Origin of the sequence: Castellaniella sp. (genome assembly GCF_034675845.1) — a bacterium.
Taxonomy (GTDB): Bacteria; Pseudomonadota; Gammaproteobacteria; order Burkholderiales; family Burkholderiaceae_B; genus Castellaniella.
This window is the reverse complement of sequence record NZ_JAUCCU010000001.1, coordinates 2,073,072-2,089,613: the sequence shown is the minus strand read 5'-3', so window position 1 is coordinate 2,089,613 and position 16,542 is coordinate 2,073,072. Positions and strand designations below refer to the sequence as shown.

At 53.7% G+C, this 16,542-nt stretch carries 12 protein-coding genes; 11 read left to right on the top strand and 1 reads right to left on the bottom strand.

All coding sequences use genetic code 11. From position 1 onward, the window contains the following. Nucleotides 1-3 precede the first annotated feature (3 nt). The 11 genes from VDP81_RS10105 (at nt 4) to VDP81_RS10055 (ending at nt 14,897) form a co-directional block, all read left to right on the top strand. Nucleotides 4-3,042 (top strand): virulence factor SrfB, encoded by a 3,039-nt coding sequence (locus tag VDP81_RS10105; protein ID WP_323012215.1) that lies wholly within the window; start codon nt 4-6, stop codon nt 3,040-3,042. Next, nucleotides 3,039-5,339: a virulence factor SrfC family protein gene (locus VDP81_RS10100; protein ID WP_323012214.1), complete on the top strand. Its 2,301-nt coding sequence runs from the start codon at nt 3,039-3,041 to the stop codon at nt 5,337-5,339. Before VDP81_RS10105 ends, VDP81_RS10100 begins: the two co-directional genes overlap by 4 nt. Next, nucleotides 5,227-5,793: a virulence factor SrfC family protein gene (locus tag VDP81_RS10095; RefSeq protein ID WP_323012419.1), complete on the top strand. Its 567-nt coding sequence runs from the start codon at nt 5,227-5,229 to the stop codon at nt 5,791-5,793. The genes VDP81_RS10100 and VDP81_RS10095 overlap by 113 nt, the downstream gene beginning before the upstream one ends. Further along, on the top strand, nt 5,783-6,838 hold the full coding sequence (locus VDP81_RS10090; RefSeq protein WP_323012213.1) for a hypothetical protein: 1,056 nt from the start codon (nt 5,783-5,785) through the stop codon (nt 6,836-6,838). Before VDP81_RS10095 ends, VDP81_RS10090 begins: the two co-directional genes overlap by 11 nt. An 83-nt stretch (nt 6,839-6,921) precedes the next feature. Further along, on the top strand, nt 6,922-8,808 hold the full coding sequence (locus tag VDP81_RS10085) for a vWA domain-containing protein (protein WP_323012212.1): 1,887 nt from the start codon (nt 6,922-6,924) through the stop codon (nt 8,806-8,808). Next, complete coding sequence (locus VDP81_RS10080) at nt 8,808-9,527, top strand: ABC transporter ATP-binding protein (RefSeq protein WP_323012211.1); 720 nt, start codon at nt 8,808-8,810, stop codon at nt 9,525-9,527. The genes VDP81_RS10085 and VDP81_RS10080 overlap by 1 nt, the downstream gene beginning before the upstream one ends. Further along, on the top strand, nt 9,524-10,735 hold the full coding sequence (locus VDP81_RS10075; RefSeq protein ID WP_323012210.1) for an ABC transporter permease: 1,212 nt from the start codon (nt 9,524-9,526) through the stop codon (nt 10,733-10,735). The genes VDP81_RS10080 and VDP81_RS10075 overlap by 4 nt, the downstream gene beginning before the upstream one ends. Continuing rightward, nucleotides 10,725-12,293: a formylglycine-generating enzyme family protein gene (locus VDP81_RS10070; protein WP_323012209.1), complete on the top strand. Its 1,569-nt coding sequence runs from the start codon at nt 10,725-10,727 to the stop codon at nt 12,291-12,293. Before VDP81_RS10075 ends, VDP81_RS10070 begins: the two co-directional genes overlap by 11 nt. Before the next feature lie 51 nt (nt 12,294-12,344). Further along, the gene (locus VDP81_RS10065; protein WP_323012208.1) at nt 12,345-13,085 is read left to right on the top strand and encodes a hypothetical protein; all 741 of its coding nucleotides are present in this window, start codon (nt 12,345-12,347) and stop codon (nt 13,083-13,085) included. A gap of 6 nt (nt 13,086-13,091) precedes the next feature. Next, nucleotides 13,092-13,595: a hypothetical protein gene (locus VDP81_RS10060; protein ID WP_323012207.1), complete on the top strand. Its 504-nt coding sequence runs from the start codon at nt 13,092-13,094 to the stop codon at nt 13,593-13,595. A gap of 687 nt (nt 13,596-14,282) precedes the next feature. Next, nucleotides 14,283-14,897: a vWA domain-containing protein gene (locus tag VDP81_RS10055; RefSeq protein ID WP_323012206.1), complete on the top strand. Its 615-nt coding sequence runs from the start codon at nt 14,283-14,285 to the stop codon at nt 14,895-14,897. A gap of 93 nt (nt 14,898-14,990) precedes the next feature. On the opposite strand, the gene VDP81_RS10050 is transcribed toward VDP81_RS10055, so the two are convergent. Further along, nucleotides 14,991-16,472, bottom strand: coding sequence for an IS5 family transposase (locus tag VDP81_RS10050; RefSeq protein ID WP_323012205.1), 1,482 nt, complete (start codon nt 16,470-16,472; stop codon nt 14,991-14,993). Nucleotides 16,473-16,542 lie beyond the last annotated feature (70 nt).

The following is a 16,542-nucleotide window of genomic DNA, read 5'->3' as shown; positions in this document are numbered from 1 at the left end:
GACATGTACCCCGAGATTCCGCGTTACGAAAGTGAAATTAGCCTGGTCGCTGACACAGGCCTACAGTTCATGGATTTTGCCTTATCCCTGGATATCCGCAAGGAACCCTCCGGGCAGTTTGCTCGGCTATCCGATAAGCAGTTGACCCGGCTCTTCCACAACGCTGACAGAGATTACTACTTCTACGAACCCATCCCTGGCGAAGTCCAAACCATCAAACCCCTGGATGATCTGGATACTTCGATGAAAAGTAGCCTCGCCTTGCTGGATGGTCTTTGGTTACCCCTGCCATTTTTCCGCTTCACACACCCGGCCCGCTTCGAAGAAGGTCCATGTAACTGGGCACGCGCCCGCCTAATTGCTTTATCTGAACCCGATATCCAGGGCCACACCCACCGCCTGACGCTAGCGTTTGACACCCGACTGATGCCCTCGGCCAAGGGGGCTGCCTATTTGGCACCCAATGAGGAAGACCTCCGATCAGGCTCCCTGTTTCGCATTGCATTCACCTGCCAGGAAATATGCTGGTTCCTGTCTCAAGACTGGGTATCAGAGTGGTTGCAGGAAACCTACCGTGAACGCATTGGCCGCAAGCCACTGGATGAGATCAACGCTGATATCAAGGATTTGCTACATCTAGCGCACTACCTGAATTTTCTCAGCCTCATGAGCTGCACCGCAATCTCTCGTGAAAGCGAGGCTCAAGCCAAAATCGATATTCCCAATATCAAAGTGATAGACAAGCAAGGTGGCCATGGCAACAAACCCATCAGCGTCGATCTGATTCTGGATGTGGGTAATTCACGTACTTGTGGCATCTTGATCGAAGATCACGCCCAATCCGGCTCTGGCTTGCAGCAGAACTACATCCTGCAGCTACGCGATCTAGGTCACCCCGACCAAGTATATGGTGAAGCTTTTCAAAGCAGTGTGGAATTTTCCCAGGCATCGTTTGGGAAAGATCATCTATCGGTCAAAAGCGGACGCCATGACGCCTTTCAGTGGCCCACCATTGCTCGCGTGGGCGGCGAAGCAGCACGGCTAGCGGCACGGCGTATCGGCACGGAAGGATCCACTGGACTATCCAGCCCGAAGCGCTATCTCTGGGATGAAAAAGCATACGACCATGGTTGGCGGTGTAACACCGCTTATGTGGCTTCAGAAAACGAACCCCTAGCAACAGCAGCACCATTTTCCACGCTGATCAACGACCTGGGAGAGGCTCTCTATACTCTGGAAGAAGACGAACGCATGCCAGTATTTTCACCAAAATACTCGCGCAGTTCTCTAATGACCTTCATGCTGGCTGAAGTCCTGACCCAAGCTTTATCGCAGATCAATAGTCCGGGGCAACGTTCGCGCCAAGGACACGCACGTACCCCCCGATGCTTACGCAAGATCATCCTGACCGTACCGCCGGGCATGCCTCAAGCCGAACGCAGCCTATTCCATGAACGCGTGGTGCAGGCCCGCAATCTCGTTTGGGCCAGTCTGGGGTGGATTGATGGCGACCTAGAACCAGGAACCTTCCAGCTCGAAAACGAGGTTCAAATCCCAGACATCATCATGAAATGGGATGAGGCCTCGTGTGGACAGATGGTCTATCTATACACCGAGATCTGCGAAAACTATGCCGGGCACCCCGAAGAGTTCTTTGCCGATCTGGCTCAGGCGGACAAGCCCCAGCGAGATCGCATCACAGTCGGCACCATCGATATTGGCGGCGGAACCACGGACCTCGTCATTACCGACTACCGCCTGAATGGCGGCCAAAATTCGGGCAGCAATGTATTCATCGTCCCTGAGCAGCGCTTCCGGGATGGCTTCAAGGTGGCTGGCGATGACATACTACTAGACGTCATCCAATTATTTATTCTGCCCAGTTTGGAACAAGCACTGAAGCAAGCCAACATTGAGGATCCTGGCCCTCTGATGTCCAGACTTTGCGGCAGCGACAGTGTTAGTGTGCAAGATAGCGTATTACGCCAACAATTAAACCTGCAAGTCTTCACGCCTCTGGCCTTGCGCCTGCTGAAAGACTACGAGGTTTACGATCCAGACACCCCCACCCAGAGCCAGACCCTAAGCTACCAAGAATGGCTCGGCGACCAGGTGATCAGCCCATCTGTACGAGATTTCATTAATACAGCAGTTTCTAGGGCCTGCGGGCGAGCAGGTGCTTTTGAACTGAGTGATGTCCAACTAACCATAAATCTCGCGGCAGTGCATGAAGCTTTCTTCTTGGAAAGATTCAACCTGTGCAAAACATTGACGGCGCTTTGCGAAGTCGTGCACCTTTACCAGTGCGATATTTTGCTGCTAACAGGCCGTCCATCCAGCTTGCCAGGCATCCCCCTGTTCGTGCGCAAACTTATGCCGCTCGTTCCCAGCCGCATCTTGCCACTACAACATTACCGTAGCGGCAGTTGGTTTCCCTTCCATGTCAATGGCAGAATCCAGGACCCAAAAAGCACCGCATCCGTGGGCGCCATGCTGTGTTGGTTATGTGAAAATTCTCGCCTACCCAATTTTTATTTTCAAACTTCGGAACTCAAGCCTTACTCGACCCTGCGACATCTCGGAATTATTGATAGCAACAACATCATCAAAGATGCCGATTTGGCCTATGAAAATATTCTAGTAGACACTGACAGCAACTGCATCCAACTACCAGAATACACAGACACTGGCCCTGCCATCGAGATGCGCGGTGATATTCGCCTGGGTTTCCGCCAATTATCGCTAGAACGCTGGTCAGCCTCACCGCTCTATAACCTGAAATATACAGATAAAGGCCGCAAAACCTATGCCCAATCGGGGCAGTCGCTAGTACTGCGCGTAGCGCTCAGGGTCAAACCCCAAAGCGCCAAAAAACTGGCCGCCACAGGCCTAATCAGTGATCGCCTGGAAATCGCCAGCGCCACCTCTAAAGATGGTGAGGACATGAAGCGACTCATTACTTTGGAATTAAACACCATGCTGGGCGCCGGATTAGGTAACAACAAATACTGGCTAGATAGCGGGAGCGTCAAACGAGTATGAAACAAATGACAAACCGACAAAATAAAATCCGTGATCAATGGGCAGCCGTCCACCAGGGCGCAGGCCAAGCATTGGATTGGATAGCTCAAACTCGCAGCAAGAACACACCAAGGCTGGAAAGCGAAGCAGACAGCTTGAACCTACGGCTGCGCCAGGCTCGTAACCAGGCTCGCACCTTGCGCCGCGTAGCCACACGCCCCATGACCGTCGGTTTCTTCGGACTGTCCCAGGCCGGAAAATCCTATCTGATTTCTGCTCTGGCGGCAGGTGCCGATGGTCATTTGATGACCAATTACGGCGGCCAAAAAATCAATTTTATCGATCACGTAAATCCGCCCGGTGGGGGGAAGGAAGCCACCGGCTTAGTCACCCGATTCAGCCCCACTGCCCAGACTGGCCCAGATGGCTACCCCATCGAATTACAGCTATTTCGCGAAATCGAACTGGCCAAGCTCTTCACGAATGCCTATTTCAACGATTTCGACCAAACTCGGGTTAATTACAGCATCGATGAGAATCGTATCCGAGCCCTGCTGGCGAAAGTCGAAGACAAGAACACCCAGCCCTCAGAAACCACCAGTGGGGTGGACACTGACAACGTGGTAGAACTGTACGACTACGTCCGTAACAATTATCGAAATCAGGTGGCTGCGCTGGAAACAGGCTATTGGCCGCAGGCTTTCTATCTGGCGCCCAGACTAAACAGCAACGATCGCGCTACTCTGTTCTCGATCTTGTGGGGCGAGCAAACTACGCTTACCCAAGCCTACCGCGACTTAGCCAATACACTGAATAAATTGGGGCACGCTGAACGGATTTACGCCCCACTATCTGCATTGGTCCAGCCTGACGGCAATAATGGATACCGCCAAACCGATAGCATCATGAACGTAGACACTCTGGAAAATCTAGGGCAAGCGCATGACACGTCTATCCAGGTGCTTCCTGTTCTCGTATCTGAATCCAGCGAAGAATCACATGGCCGTCCCATCTCAGTCCCGACTGCCCAACTGGCCGCATTAACCGCTGAGCTGACTTTTCCTCTGATTAATGAACCAACTCGCTCAGCGGCCCAGGCTGTCGATCTACTTGACTTCCCTGGCTACCGTGGACGCTTGAGGATCATCGACATCGCCTCGGCGAGCCAGGACGGCAGCAACCCAATCTCCGAATTAATCCTGCGCAGCAAAGTCTCTTACCTGTTCGAACGCTACACCGACGACCAGGAGATGAACGGTCTAGTCCTGTGCACCAGCGCTATCAAGCAAAGCGATGTCAACGATGTTGGTCCAGTGCTGACTCGATGGATCGAGAAAACCCAGGGACTAGACGCCACAGAGCGCAGCCAGCGCACGCCTGGCCTGATGTGGGCCATCACCATGATGGATCTTCGCTTGCAAGACGTTGTGAAGCTAGCCGCCAATACTCTGCCCGAAAGCTGGGATGGCTTAATCAAAATGAGTATGGCCGAGCGTTTTAAGCAATTCGATTGGCTACACCAGTGGATGCCAGATACGCCATTCAACAATACTTTCCTATTGCGCAAACCAGGGATGGGGGCCTCTTTCCTGGATGAAGACAAGGATCAGTATGAAACCGGCATTCGGGAGGGCTTCAAAGAGCGCCTGCAAACCGCAGCAATCGCTTACCAAGAAAACCCTTCCATCCAGCGCCACATAGGATCGCCCACCAAAGCATGGGAAGCCTTGATGACACTCAATGACGGCGGCCTAAGCCGCCTGAGCGATCATTTAGAAAAAATCGCACCACTCGACTTCAAACTGGATCGTCTTGAAGAACAATTGCATGCGATCCTGGACGAACTGGTCACCAAGAAGCTTGGTTCCTGGCTACACCAAGGCGGCGCAAACGCCGGGGAAAAACAACAAAAAAAGGCTCAGGCTTTGGTTGAAGCTCTGCTGCAGATTCCAGCTTTGTCTGAACTGTTGCTCGCGCTTAAGCCCGAGGAACAAACACTGCGCGAAATTTACTTGAATGGTGCCCAGGAACCAGACACCCAGACCAATCCAGAAGATACCCAAAGCGCACGAGACACAGCGTCAGTTGGGCACGCTAATAAGCTTGAACAAGGCTTGAACAACCCATTTGCCAGTACACCTTCTGATCTGGCCTCTCCTTTTGCCACTGCTCCAGCAGCGTCCCCCCCCCCCCGAACGGCAAAGCCTGGACCACCAATACGCACACCTAGTATTCCGGTCCTGGATCAGCCATCTGCGCCAGTTCCCTCAACGCAACGCTCAACTCCATCTAGCGAGGCTATCCAAACCCGTAGCTGACGACCTTGTTGACGAGATCATCACCATCGCCAGTCGCCTGAACATTGAAGACAAGCTGCAAAGCATCTTCCTGCAACGCGCTCAAAGCGGCACGCGGCGAGATCAATTGGCCGCGCGCCGCGCACTGGCTGCCTATCTGTTGTTGGGCGATTTTCTAGCTAACCTAGGGAGTACCAGCCTGCCGGAAGATCGTCAACCCAGCAACCTGTGGGTCTCCGGGCAGAAGGCCTTTATCCCACTACCGGTGATCCCTACCGGCCAATTGCCCACCCTACCCCCACAGGCATTAGACCAGAGCAAAGTCTTTACACAGAGTTGGCTCTCGGCGCTATACAGCGCCATCATCGAAAATGCGGGCCATACCGCCGGCAGTGAAATCAGCGTCGCACAGAACGCAACCCTGGCCCAGGTCATCAATACCTTTCCCATACCAGGAGTCTCAAATGCAGCTTAACCTGGACCCGACCGAACGCAACCTGCCGGGCGAAGCGTTGCTTTGCATTCGCAAATGGAGTGGCGCCAGCACGGACCTAAAGCTCACTATCCAGCGCAACCAGGACCACTACTATCTGCAGGCAGACAGCTCATGGAACTCACCGCCATACTGGTTCATTATTGATCAACTAGATTCTCATGAAGACCTGCTATCAGTACCCGTAGGCCCCCAAGTCGTAGACCCTTTACTGGCTATTAGTGTCACTTCCACTTTCAAAGTCGAAATGCAGGACTCGGACGGCCATCAAGAAGAAAATGTCCTACGGTGCGACCGCAATCTGCTAGGCTCGACAGCCAGCGGGGAAACCGTCTCCACCTACGCTTTCGGCCGACTACAGATACCTCTGTCAGAGACAATCCCCGACCCCGCCACAGAGCTCAGTGCTCCAGCCGCTCCAATTGCCGAACCGAGTCCGCCGCCAGCACCACAACCCCAAAAACCGACACACAGCGCCCTGCTGTATGGCGTGTTACTCCTGATCCTGATCCTGATCGCTGCAGGCGCGTACTGGTGGTGGTCACAACGCAATCACTCAAGCGATACGGCGCCTCCCTCTTCTGTCGCCGTCGAACCTCCCGAGCCCACAGCAGCCAATACCCCACCTGCTGCCGCTGAACCAACGACAACCGACACTCCACCGATCGCTGCCGCACCGATCAGCCCTTGCGATCTGGCGGGCTACCAACCACCCAATGAGCTGACCTTCGTAAAAACATGCGCAACCTCTGACGCCAGCTCTGATGTTTTATTGAGCACCATTTCGCAAGCTAAGGCAGCAGGTCAATGCGGCATCGCCCAACGCTTATATGCCAATCGCGGTCAATCCGGCGACAGCCGGATCGCCCTGGCCTATGCGCGCGAATACGATCCGAAATTCCACCAAAACAACACCTGCTTCAAGGAGTCCGATCCATCCATCGCTGCCTACTGGTATGAAGCCGTACTGGCAGTGGAGCCGGATAACGCGCAGGCCAAAGAGCGTCTGCAGGAGCTTTCGCAATGAGCGTCAATATACTGGCCCGCACCGGACTGCTGCTGGCCTTGAGCGTCTGCTGCGGCCTGGCTCAGGCTGCCGACAAACCTTTATTGCAAGAGGGTAAAAAAACCCTATATCAACGCGTGCTGACTACGCCAGGCTGCCAACTCGTCACGGCGCCGGGCGAGGCTCAAGGCACGGCTCAGCCTGCATTCAGCCGCTTCTACATCTATGAGCGACAACAGTCACAGCAGCAGGATTGGCTGCGGATCGGGCCGGATACCTTTGGAAAAACCATCGGCTGGATGAAGGCGAACTGCACAGTGGACTGGAAAATACAGCTGACCCTGGCTTTTACAAATCCTGCTAATCGCGATCGGCTGCTGTTCTTCAAAGATCGAACAGCACTGGAATCCATCATGGATGCACCAGACCCAGTCACCCAAATTGCTCCTCTACGCAACAAGCTCAAGCACCAAAAAACCACGGATGAAATCCTGGCACAAGAGCCAGAGACCTTCATCGATTTACAGAAACAATTTTACCTTTTACCTATCCTGAGCGGCGAAGAGGTCATGACGGAGGAAGGCTTTCGCATGCGCCTGCTAAATGTTGCCTCGGTCAGCGAAGCCCCGCAGCCCCCCGACGGACACAATGCGAGCAATGCAACCGCTGACACCACGCGCCGCATGAAGGAATTCACCGCTGCCGTCGTGTTCGTGATTGATTCGACGATTTCAATGGATCCCTATATCGATCGCACGCGCGAAGCCGTACGCAAGATCTACCAAACGATCGAAGCCGAACATTTGGGCCAACAGGTCAAATTCGGCCTTGTCGCCTTCCGATCCAGCACCCAAGCAGTATCCGGCCTGCAGTACGTCAGCAAAATGTATGCCGACCCCAATACAGTCAAGGATGGTCAGGATTTTCTTGCCAAAGTCGCCAGCCTAAAGCAGGCATCAGTTTCCAGCAAACTCTATGCCGAAGATGCCTATGCCGGCGTCATGACGGCCATCGACAACATAGATTGGCATAATTTTGGAGCCCGCTATATTGTCCTGATCACCGACGCCAGTGCTATTGACGGCAACAACACGCTGTCGTCCACTGGGCTAGATGCCAGTCAAGTACGGCTCGAAGCAGGTCGTCCCGGCATCGCTATCTATACCCTGCACTTGAAATCCAACGCAGGCAAAAAAGATCATGCCCGCGCTGAAAGCCAATATCGAGATCTGTCCACCTACGCGGGCACGAACACCACGCTGTATTACCCAGTCAACGCAGGCGATGTCAACGAATTTGGAGCCAAAGTTGACGCGTTGGCCACTGCCATCACAACCCAGGTCAAGGCGGCCTACAGCGGCGATGACGCCATTGGCAGCGCATCCAACGCACAGGATGATGACAACGCTGCTGCTCAAGACCCCATGCTACAGGACAGCGCATTAATCGGGCATGCAATGAGGCTGGCCTATCTCGGCTCGACAACAGGCACAGCCGCCCCACCTGTGTTTCAGGCATGGATATCAGATCGCGATCTAATCAAGCAAAACATTGCCACCACGGATGTACGCGTATTGCTGACCAAAGCGCAGCTTAGCGACTTAAACGATGTAGTCCGCAAGGTTCTTCAAGCGGCCAACGAAGGCCTGATCTCACCTGCTGATATGTTTGCCCGCCTGCGCTCTGTCGCGGCAACCATGGGGGCCGATCCCAACCAACTCCAGCAGAACTCAACATCCACACTCAAGGATCTGGGTGTTATGGGCGAATACATGGAAGGCTTGCCCTATCACAGTGACGTATTGAGCCTGGACGAAGACACCTGGAAAAACTGGGATGTTTCAAGCCAGGAAAAATTCATCCGTACCCTTAACTCGAAACTTCGGCTGTACCAACGATACAACGAAGACGTAGACCGCTGGGTGTCGCTCACGACGGGCAGTGATGCACGCGATAACGTCTATCCGGTTCCCCTGGAGGCCATGCCGTAATGCCACTGCTGGAGATAGAGGGGTTACATGTGCGGCGCGGCAGCGCGCCAAATGCCTACCATGTCGAACTGCCCCGTTTGCATTTGAACAAGGGCGAGGTAGTAGCAATCACAGGGGAAAGCGGCTGTGGCAAAAGCACGCTGCTCGAAAGCATCGGCTTGCTGCTGGCTCCTTGGCGACTGCAACGTTACCACTTGGGAGCAGCCGGATCCATAAAAGCTCTACTGGAAGAACGCGACGAACGTCGACTGGCGGCAATCCGTTCCCGCCATTTGGGTTTCGTGTTACAAAACGGCGGCTTGCTGCCCTATTTATCTGTCAAAGACAATATCGCCCTATCTCGACGCTTGATCGGTCAACAGACAAGCAGCCCCCAGGAACAGGAAGCCATCGAAACACTAGGCTTATCAGGCCGAATGGACGCCAAGCCGCAAGCCTTGTCGATTGGCGAGCGACAGCGCGTAGCCTTCGTGCGCGCGATTGCTCATGGGCCCAGCCTGCTGCTGGCCGATGAACCGACGGCTGCCCTGGATCCAGGCCGCGCAAATGATTTGTTTCGATTAATCCTGGATCTCGTCTGCTCCATGAACATCGCGGCCCTGATCGTTTCCCACGACTGGCAACTTGTGAATCGTTTCGGGTTGCGCCGCCTACATGCTCAACCAAGAGGAGACACCCCCCAGACGCCGACCCGCTTCACGGAGGACACTGTGACATGAGTGCATCTCCGTTGATCGCCAAGCTTGCTTGGCATGATTTACGCCATGACTACAAGCTATCCTTATACCTGATCGCCTCGCTGGTCGCAGTCATCGCCCCCCTGTTGCTGCTGTTTGGCCTCAAACACGGTGTCGTCAGCCAGATGCAATCCGCCTTGCTGCGCGACCCAATCAACCTTGAAATCCGCATGCTGGGTAATGGCAGTCTGTCCTCCGACTGGCTGGCGACACTCGCGCAACGCGCAGATGTCGGTTTCATTGTTGGACAGACGCGCTCCCTGAGCGCGGTCGCCGACATCCTGAAAGACCGCACGCATTTTGCCTCGAATATAGAAATTCTTCCCTCGGCCGCTGGCGACCCTCTGCTGCCACAGCTCGCTCAAGGCCTGATTGACAATGACATCGCCTTAAGCGAAAAACTTGCGACTCAACTGCAGGTCCAACCTGGTGATATGGTACGTCTCAAAGTACAACGCAAACGCCAAGGCACACGTGAACACGGCAATATGGCGGTACGTGTCGCCGCTATTCTGGACCCATCCTTTAGTCGGCGCCCGCTGGTGCTGGTTCCCATGTCATTACAGATTGCCTTGGAACGTTTCTTCGACGGATACCAGGCACCTCTGCTAGGGATACTGACAGGCGAGCCAAGCCCCACGCAGGAAATCCAATTTGCGCGCGCGCGAGTCTATGCGTACGACCTAGATAAGGTTGCCCCACTGGAAGCCTGGTTGAACACCCAGCGGATCGAAACCACCAGTCGACTGCATGAAATCAATAACATCAAGGCAATCAACCAAGTTCTCGGGCTGATCTTCAGCGTCATTGCCCTTACTGCAGTCGCCGGCTGCCTTGCCTCATTGACAGGGGCATTCATCGCCAACATTGACCGCAAACGCAAAGAGCTGGCGGTACTGCGGCTGTTGGGCTTTCAGAAAACCGCCATTATTGGGTTCGTCCTGACACAGGCATGGTCCCTGACTACGCTGGCATTTCTATGCGGCCTGGGTGTCTATGCCATCGGCAGTTTGGCTTTCGATACGCTGCTGGGTCAAGCCCAAGCCACCGATGGCTTCATTTGTGAAATCACCATCACTCATGTCCTGACAGGCCTAGGTTTAACCTGGACCGTTGCCCTGATCGCCTCACTGATTGGTGCTGTCCGCGCCATCAGCGTCCAACCTGCGGAGAGTCTGCGTGAACTATAAATCATCTCTTTCAGCGGGAATGCTGCTGGCCGTTCTATGTGCCGTCAGCCAGGCGGAGCCCTGGCCGCCACAAATGTACAACCCCAAGCCCCTGGAGGATGATGTCATCCTGCCCATGCCCTGCGATGGCTTTATGGCCTTTCGTAAAGTGACAGTCCCTTTTGCTGAGCCGCTGAAGGACTACCCGATCGAAATCGGCCAGGAAAGCCCAGAATGGGGCTATATCGAGCAATCCCGACCGGCTTTCATCGCTGGCAGTTTTACAGAAGAGGGTAAATCCGCTCAGCAGCGATACTACTTGATCGCCAAATATGAACTCAACCAAATACAATACCAAGCATTGAGCCAGGAAACTGACTGCCCCAAGCCAACGAGCAAAATACTACGCACGCCGCAGACCAACATCAGCTGGTTCGAAGCCATCGCGCTAGGCAACCGCTATAACTTATGGCTGCACCAGCACGCTCTGGAACAAATCCCGCACGAAGACAAAGTCCCCGGCTTCGTGCGTCTGCCAACGGAAATCGAATGGGAATTTGCGGCACGCGGAGGCCAAAAAATCAGTACTGCCGAATTTCGAGATATCACCTACCCCATGCCGTCAGAAGGCCTCTCAGGCTATGAATGGTTTGCCGGCAGTAAGTCTGCCAGTGGCAAGCTGCAAGCCATCGGCCTACTCAAACCCAACCCTCTTGGCCTGCATGACATGCTGGGGAACGCAGCGGAAATGATGTTTGAACCTTTTCACTTGAACAAGATCAACCGTCTGCATGGGCAAGCTGGCGGCTTCATCGTCCGAGGCGATAACTATTTGGTGTCAGACACGGAATTCCGTACTGCCGCGCGTAAGGAAGTGCCTTATTACGACCAACAAGGCGAACACCGTAACCAGACCATTGGTATGCGCTTAGTCATGGTGGCGCCAGCCCTAACATCCAGAGACCGGATGGCTGCCATCGACCAAAGCTGGCAAAAACTGGGTACAGACCAGAGCGGCAAAGACGCAGACCAGCCTGATACAGTCCAAGGATTGAGCACATTGACCACTTCAGTCAAGGACAAGGAATTACAGAAAAAATTGCGTACACTAGAACAACAATTGCGCGCCAGCAACCAGGAAAATGAAAACGCGCGCGATGAAGCAATCCGGGCCAATCTGAACCTAGGTGCCTTTCTGTGTACCAAGCTAAAGGACGATGGTCTATTTGTAGACCTGCTGCAGAAAAACTACAGCATCAACTGCGAACAGGCCGATGAAAACGACGCAAAAATCTGTCAAACCCGCAAGGCACGTCTGGATGATCAGCAAGACCGATTACAAAAACTAGGGAATTACTATGCCAGCACCATGGCGAGCGCCCGACGTGTCTACAGCCTGCAGCAAGTTGAACAGCAAGTCCCTATCCAAGAACAGATGCTCCATGAGGACCAACGCGTCCAGGGGCTAGTACCCTATCTGCAAACCTACTGGGCGCATGCCCACAGCTATTTGAAAACAGAAAAACGTGATCCTGATCGCTGGTTAAAAGACTGCAAGGCAGTCCAATCCGGATCCTGATTTCGCATAGAATTCAACAATAAATTCAATGACTACACGAGGGGAACCATTATGACTACTTACTCAACCGCTGCACCATCCTATCTCCGCTGGGCCTCGGGAGCCCTAATCGCTATGCTGCTTGTCCTAAGCGGGTGCGCCAGCACAGGCAGCTCACTTTTAAGTAGTGGTCCCGCCGCTGATCCACGCTTGACAACAGGAAATGACGCCCAATTCTTCAGCAAATCTGGCTTTCAGGCCTGTGCTGCCGGTGCGGGCGTCGGCATTCTGGCCTGCATGGTTTCAAACTCCAACAATAAGGCCACCTGCGCGATCGTCGCCGGCATCGCAGCATGCGGCGTTGCCATGGGTGCCAACTATTATCTGGATTACCGCCGTAGCCAATATGCCAACACAGGAGAGCGTCTGAACGCCATGACCACTGACGTCAAAGCTGATACTCAAAAGGTCATCGAGCGCACCAATACTGCTATGCAGGTGATCAGCGACAACAAAACCACGCTGAATAAAATCCAATCGGACATGAAAGCCAAGCAGCTGGATCAGGACAAAGCCAAGCAACAACTAGCACAGATCGACAAAAACATCGAAGTCATGAGTGCCGACGTCGACAACATGAAAAATAAAGTTAAACAATACGAAGATGTGTCTAGAGCCGAAAAAGAAAGTGGTAATACCAAGCAGGTCAAAAACATCGACAGCGAAATTTCGAAAATGAAACAAAAAGTCGCCTCGCTGGAAACTGAAGTAGACGAGCTCTACATGCAGCGCAGTGCTATCACGCTGGGGTAAAGAATCATGACTCTCCACCGCCCCCTGATAGCCCTGATGCTAGCTGTCGGTCTGGCCGGCTGCGCCACCACCCCCAGCCAGTGCAACCCCTCGAACCGCGATGCCGGATTCCTCACTAAATTCAGTTGTGACACATCAGGTGCTTACCGCGCAGGCATTGATCAGAAGGAACAGGAGCTGGTTTCTGCCCAAGAGGAAAACCAGATGTTCCGACAAGTCTACGAAGACATTAGCCAGCGCCAAGCTGCCAGCCGACAAAAACTATCCGAGCAAAAGAAAAAGCAGGCCGCGTTGGATTCGTCTCTGGGCCGCTTACTGAACCAATTAAAAGCCAAGCATGCCAACAATGCGCAGGTTCAAAATGAGTTGAATGATCTGCAGAAAAAATTGAAAGAATCTCAGCAAATCGGAACAAATCAGGGTAACCCAGAAGCCATCGCTGCAAAGCAAAAAGAACTCGCCGCCTTGCAGAAAAAAGTAGTGATGCTGCAAAAAAGCTTGGACTATTAGTCAACGGAGCGGTTAATGCAGCGCGTTTTTCGTGATACGGTCCACGGCTTGCCTATTTCAGAGCACCAGCCAGCTATCGATCTCCTGCACAGATTATTACCATCGCACGAGCTTAGGCTATTCGCCCTGCCTCGAAATGGTGCCGGAGACTTACGCGAATGGTGGACAACTCTGGAAGGGCAACCACAGCCTTATGGCAGTTTAGATGAACGTGCTCAAGCAGAGCTGTTGGCACAATGCCAAAACACCCTGGCTGATCTTCACCGGCTAGGCAATACGCTCCGCCGACAACAAGGGAAGACGACAGACGCTGCACTGCTTCAAAATCTGCCTCAAATAGCTAATACAGACCATTTGTACTCGATCAATGGCAAGCCATTGATTACGCACTGGCATACTGGTCTGGCTACCTCCCCGCCAACAGGCTCCATGACAGGCCCTCAGACGATACCGCCCAACCCTGTCGTCGTTCCTGCTGCGGCCATCAGCACAGCCACGTCTGCCTCGTGGCTGCGCAGACTCTGGCCTTTGTGGCTCATTGCGTTGCTGCTCGCTTTGCTAGCTGCAATAGTATGGTGGTGGAAAACACCCATAATACCCACGAATACAATAGCGCTAACATGCCCACCACTTACTGTGACATCCCAACCGCCCGAGCTAGTCATTATCTTCGACACATCAGCTTCTATGGAACTGAATATTAATGTCGATATAAAAGAAGAAGACTGGCTCTATAGCTTGAACGAACAGCAAAGAGCTACTCTCTCACAAGTAGACAAAGCGAGAGTCTTATCTCTGTTTTCCCGCCCTAGCCGAGTAGAAACAGCCAAACAGTCTCTAAGAAGTTTGGTTATGGGCCTCCCTGAAGATCAAGATATCAGCTTGGTCACTTTCAATAGTTGCTCGGCTCCTCCTTCGCGCCAAGGTCCGTTTCTTGGTAAACAACACGCAGATCTGCTTCAGTATATTGAGGATTTAGAAGTTGATGGTGGCACACCATTGGCCACAAGCCTGGAGGCTGCTGCAAGCATGGTCGATGGAAAAAATCGTGACGCGATTGTGGTTGCTTTCCTAGACGGAGAAGACGGCTGCGACCGCAACCAATGTGAAGTTGCTGCCCGGATTGCTGAAAAACAACCCAGACTAACATTCAATGTCGTGGATATTTCAGGCCGTGGGCTATCGGATTGCATCGCAAAGGAAAGCGGTGGCCGTATATACACCGCGCGAGATACAACACACATCACTGAAGCCCTACAACAGTCTGTACTAGCAATACCAAAAAACACACATTGCCCCTAAAGAAAAACAGCCGATTTCTGAATCGACTGTTTTTATATATGCATAATTAATAGCAATTAAATCGTCGTCCCTGAAGAATTCATTTCACCTATATCACGCCGGATTTCCGGCGATCTGAGGCCACGAACTCTGGCGGGGTAGCTCACCCCACAGGGATGATTTCTGAATCCGCTGCCAAATCCAGGTCAAAAAATAAGGCGCAAAAAAAGGGCGAATGCCCTTTCGGGCAATCATGCGCAACAGCCATTTCATATTGAAGCCTGCCGCGCACAGCACCGCATGAATGGCGTCTCCAATTTGTCCCTTCAAGTGACAGCGATTCATGCCGTGATCGCTTTTCAGATGCCCAATGATCGGTTCAATCGCCTGGCGCCGTCTCAGCAACTGCTGCTCTTTGGGTGTCAAGCGTTTGAATTTTCCACGGTGCTTCAGTGCATATTCCGGGATTTCACCATCTACCCCGCGATACCCCAGATCAGCATAGACCGTCTTGGGTTTGACGCCGGTGTCCTGCAGCAGGATACTGGCTTGCTCCAGCGCTTCTGCTAGCGTATGGCCATCGTACGGGTTGCCTGGGAAGCTGCGTGCGCCCACGATCAGGTTCCCTGTCAACGTGGTCACGATACCCACCTTGACGCCGAACTCATACGGGGTGCGGGCCTTGCCCTTACCGATACACTCGACTTCGGGGGCATGCCAGCTGTCAATCTTGTCCTTGCCCTTCACCGCCTTCTTGCGACGGCTCTGCTCTGCGATTCGATGCGCTCGGGCCAGCAGTGGGTCCAAGGCCTGCTGGATGCTTTGGGCCAGCATCGTCTTGCTGCGCTCGATGTCGCGGGCCAAGCGGCCCAGAATCGTGCGCTGGCGCTTGATCGCCTTGTGCATGCGGCGGTACTGCTTGGCGTGCGCATAGCGCCCAGCCCGCCTGGCCAGGTCCCGGCCTTCTTTGGCGTAGCTTTGCTTCAAGCAAATGCCATGGGCCTTGGCAGCGGTTGCCAGTTTTTCACGTGCCACTTCCAGCAGGCGGCTGTCGGTGGGGTGTGCCACCGCCTTACTCTGCACCGTGCTGTCCACGATCACTGTTTCCAGCGCCCGGCGCTCGATGAGCCCCAGCTTCATGCCCACCATAATGGTTTGCACCAGCAGTTCTTCGACGCCATCTTCGCCCAATAGCCCCCGGAAACGGCTGATCGCGCTGGGATCGCACGGCAGGCGATCCTCGAAATATTCCTGGCCGGAAAAGTATTGCCAGACTGGCGTCTCGCTCCAGCGTTCGCATACGCCTTCATCACTTTCGTTGAAGGTGTGCTTCAAATACAGCAAGGAGATCATCAGCCGCATTGGCAGGCGCGGGCGCCCAGCGTTTGAAATCGCACCGCCCACGACAGCCACGCTCGGGCCAAACAAATCCACATCGGAAACTTTCTTTCCTGTGCGCACCTGGCGAGCAAATCGATGGGCCACCGAGGCCTCCAATTCCTGCCAAGGGATATGCGTGGCGAGTACCGCCAGCGGTTTACGCAGATCGATCATTTGATCCAGGCGACTGCGGAAAAAATCGTCGATTTCACTCATGGGGCGTTTGGCATTTCTCCCAGAAAATGACCTGCAACGGAGGCGTTTCTGGGAGATTTGGTGGTTTTGG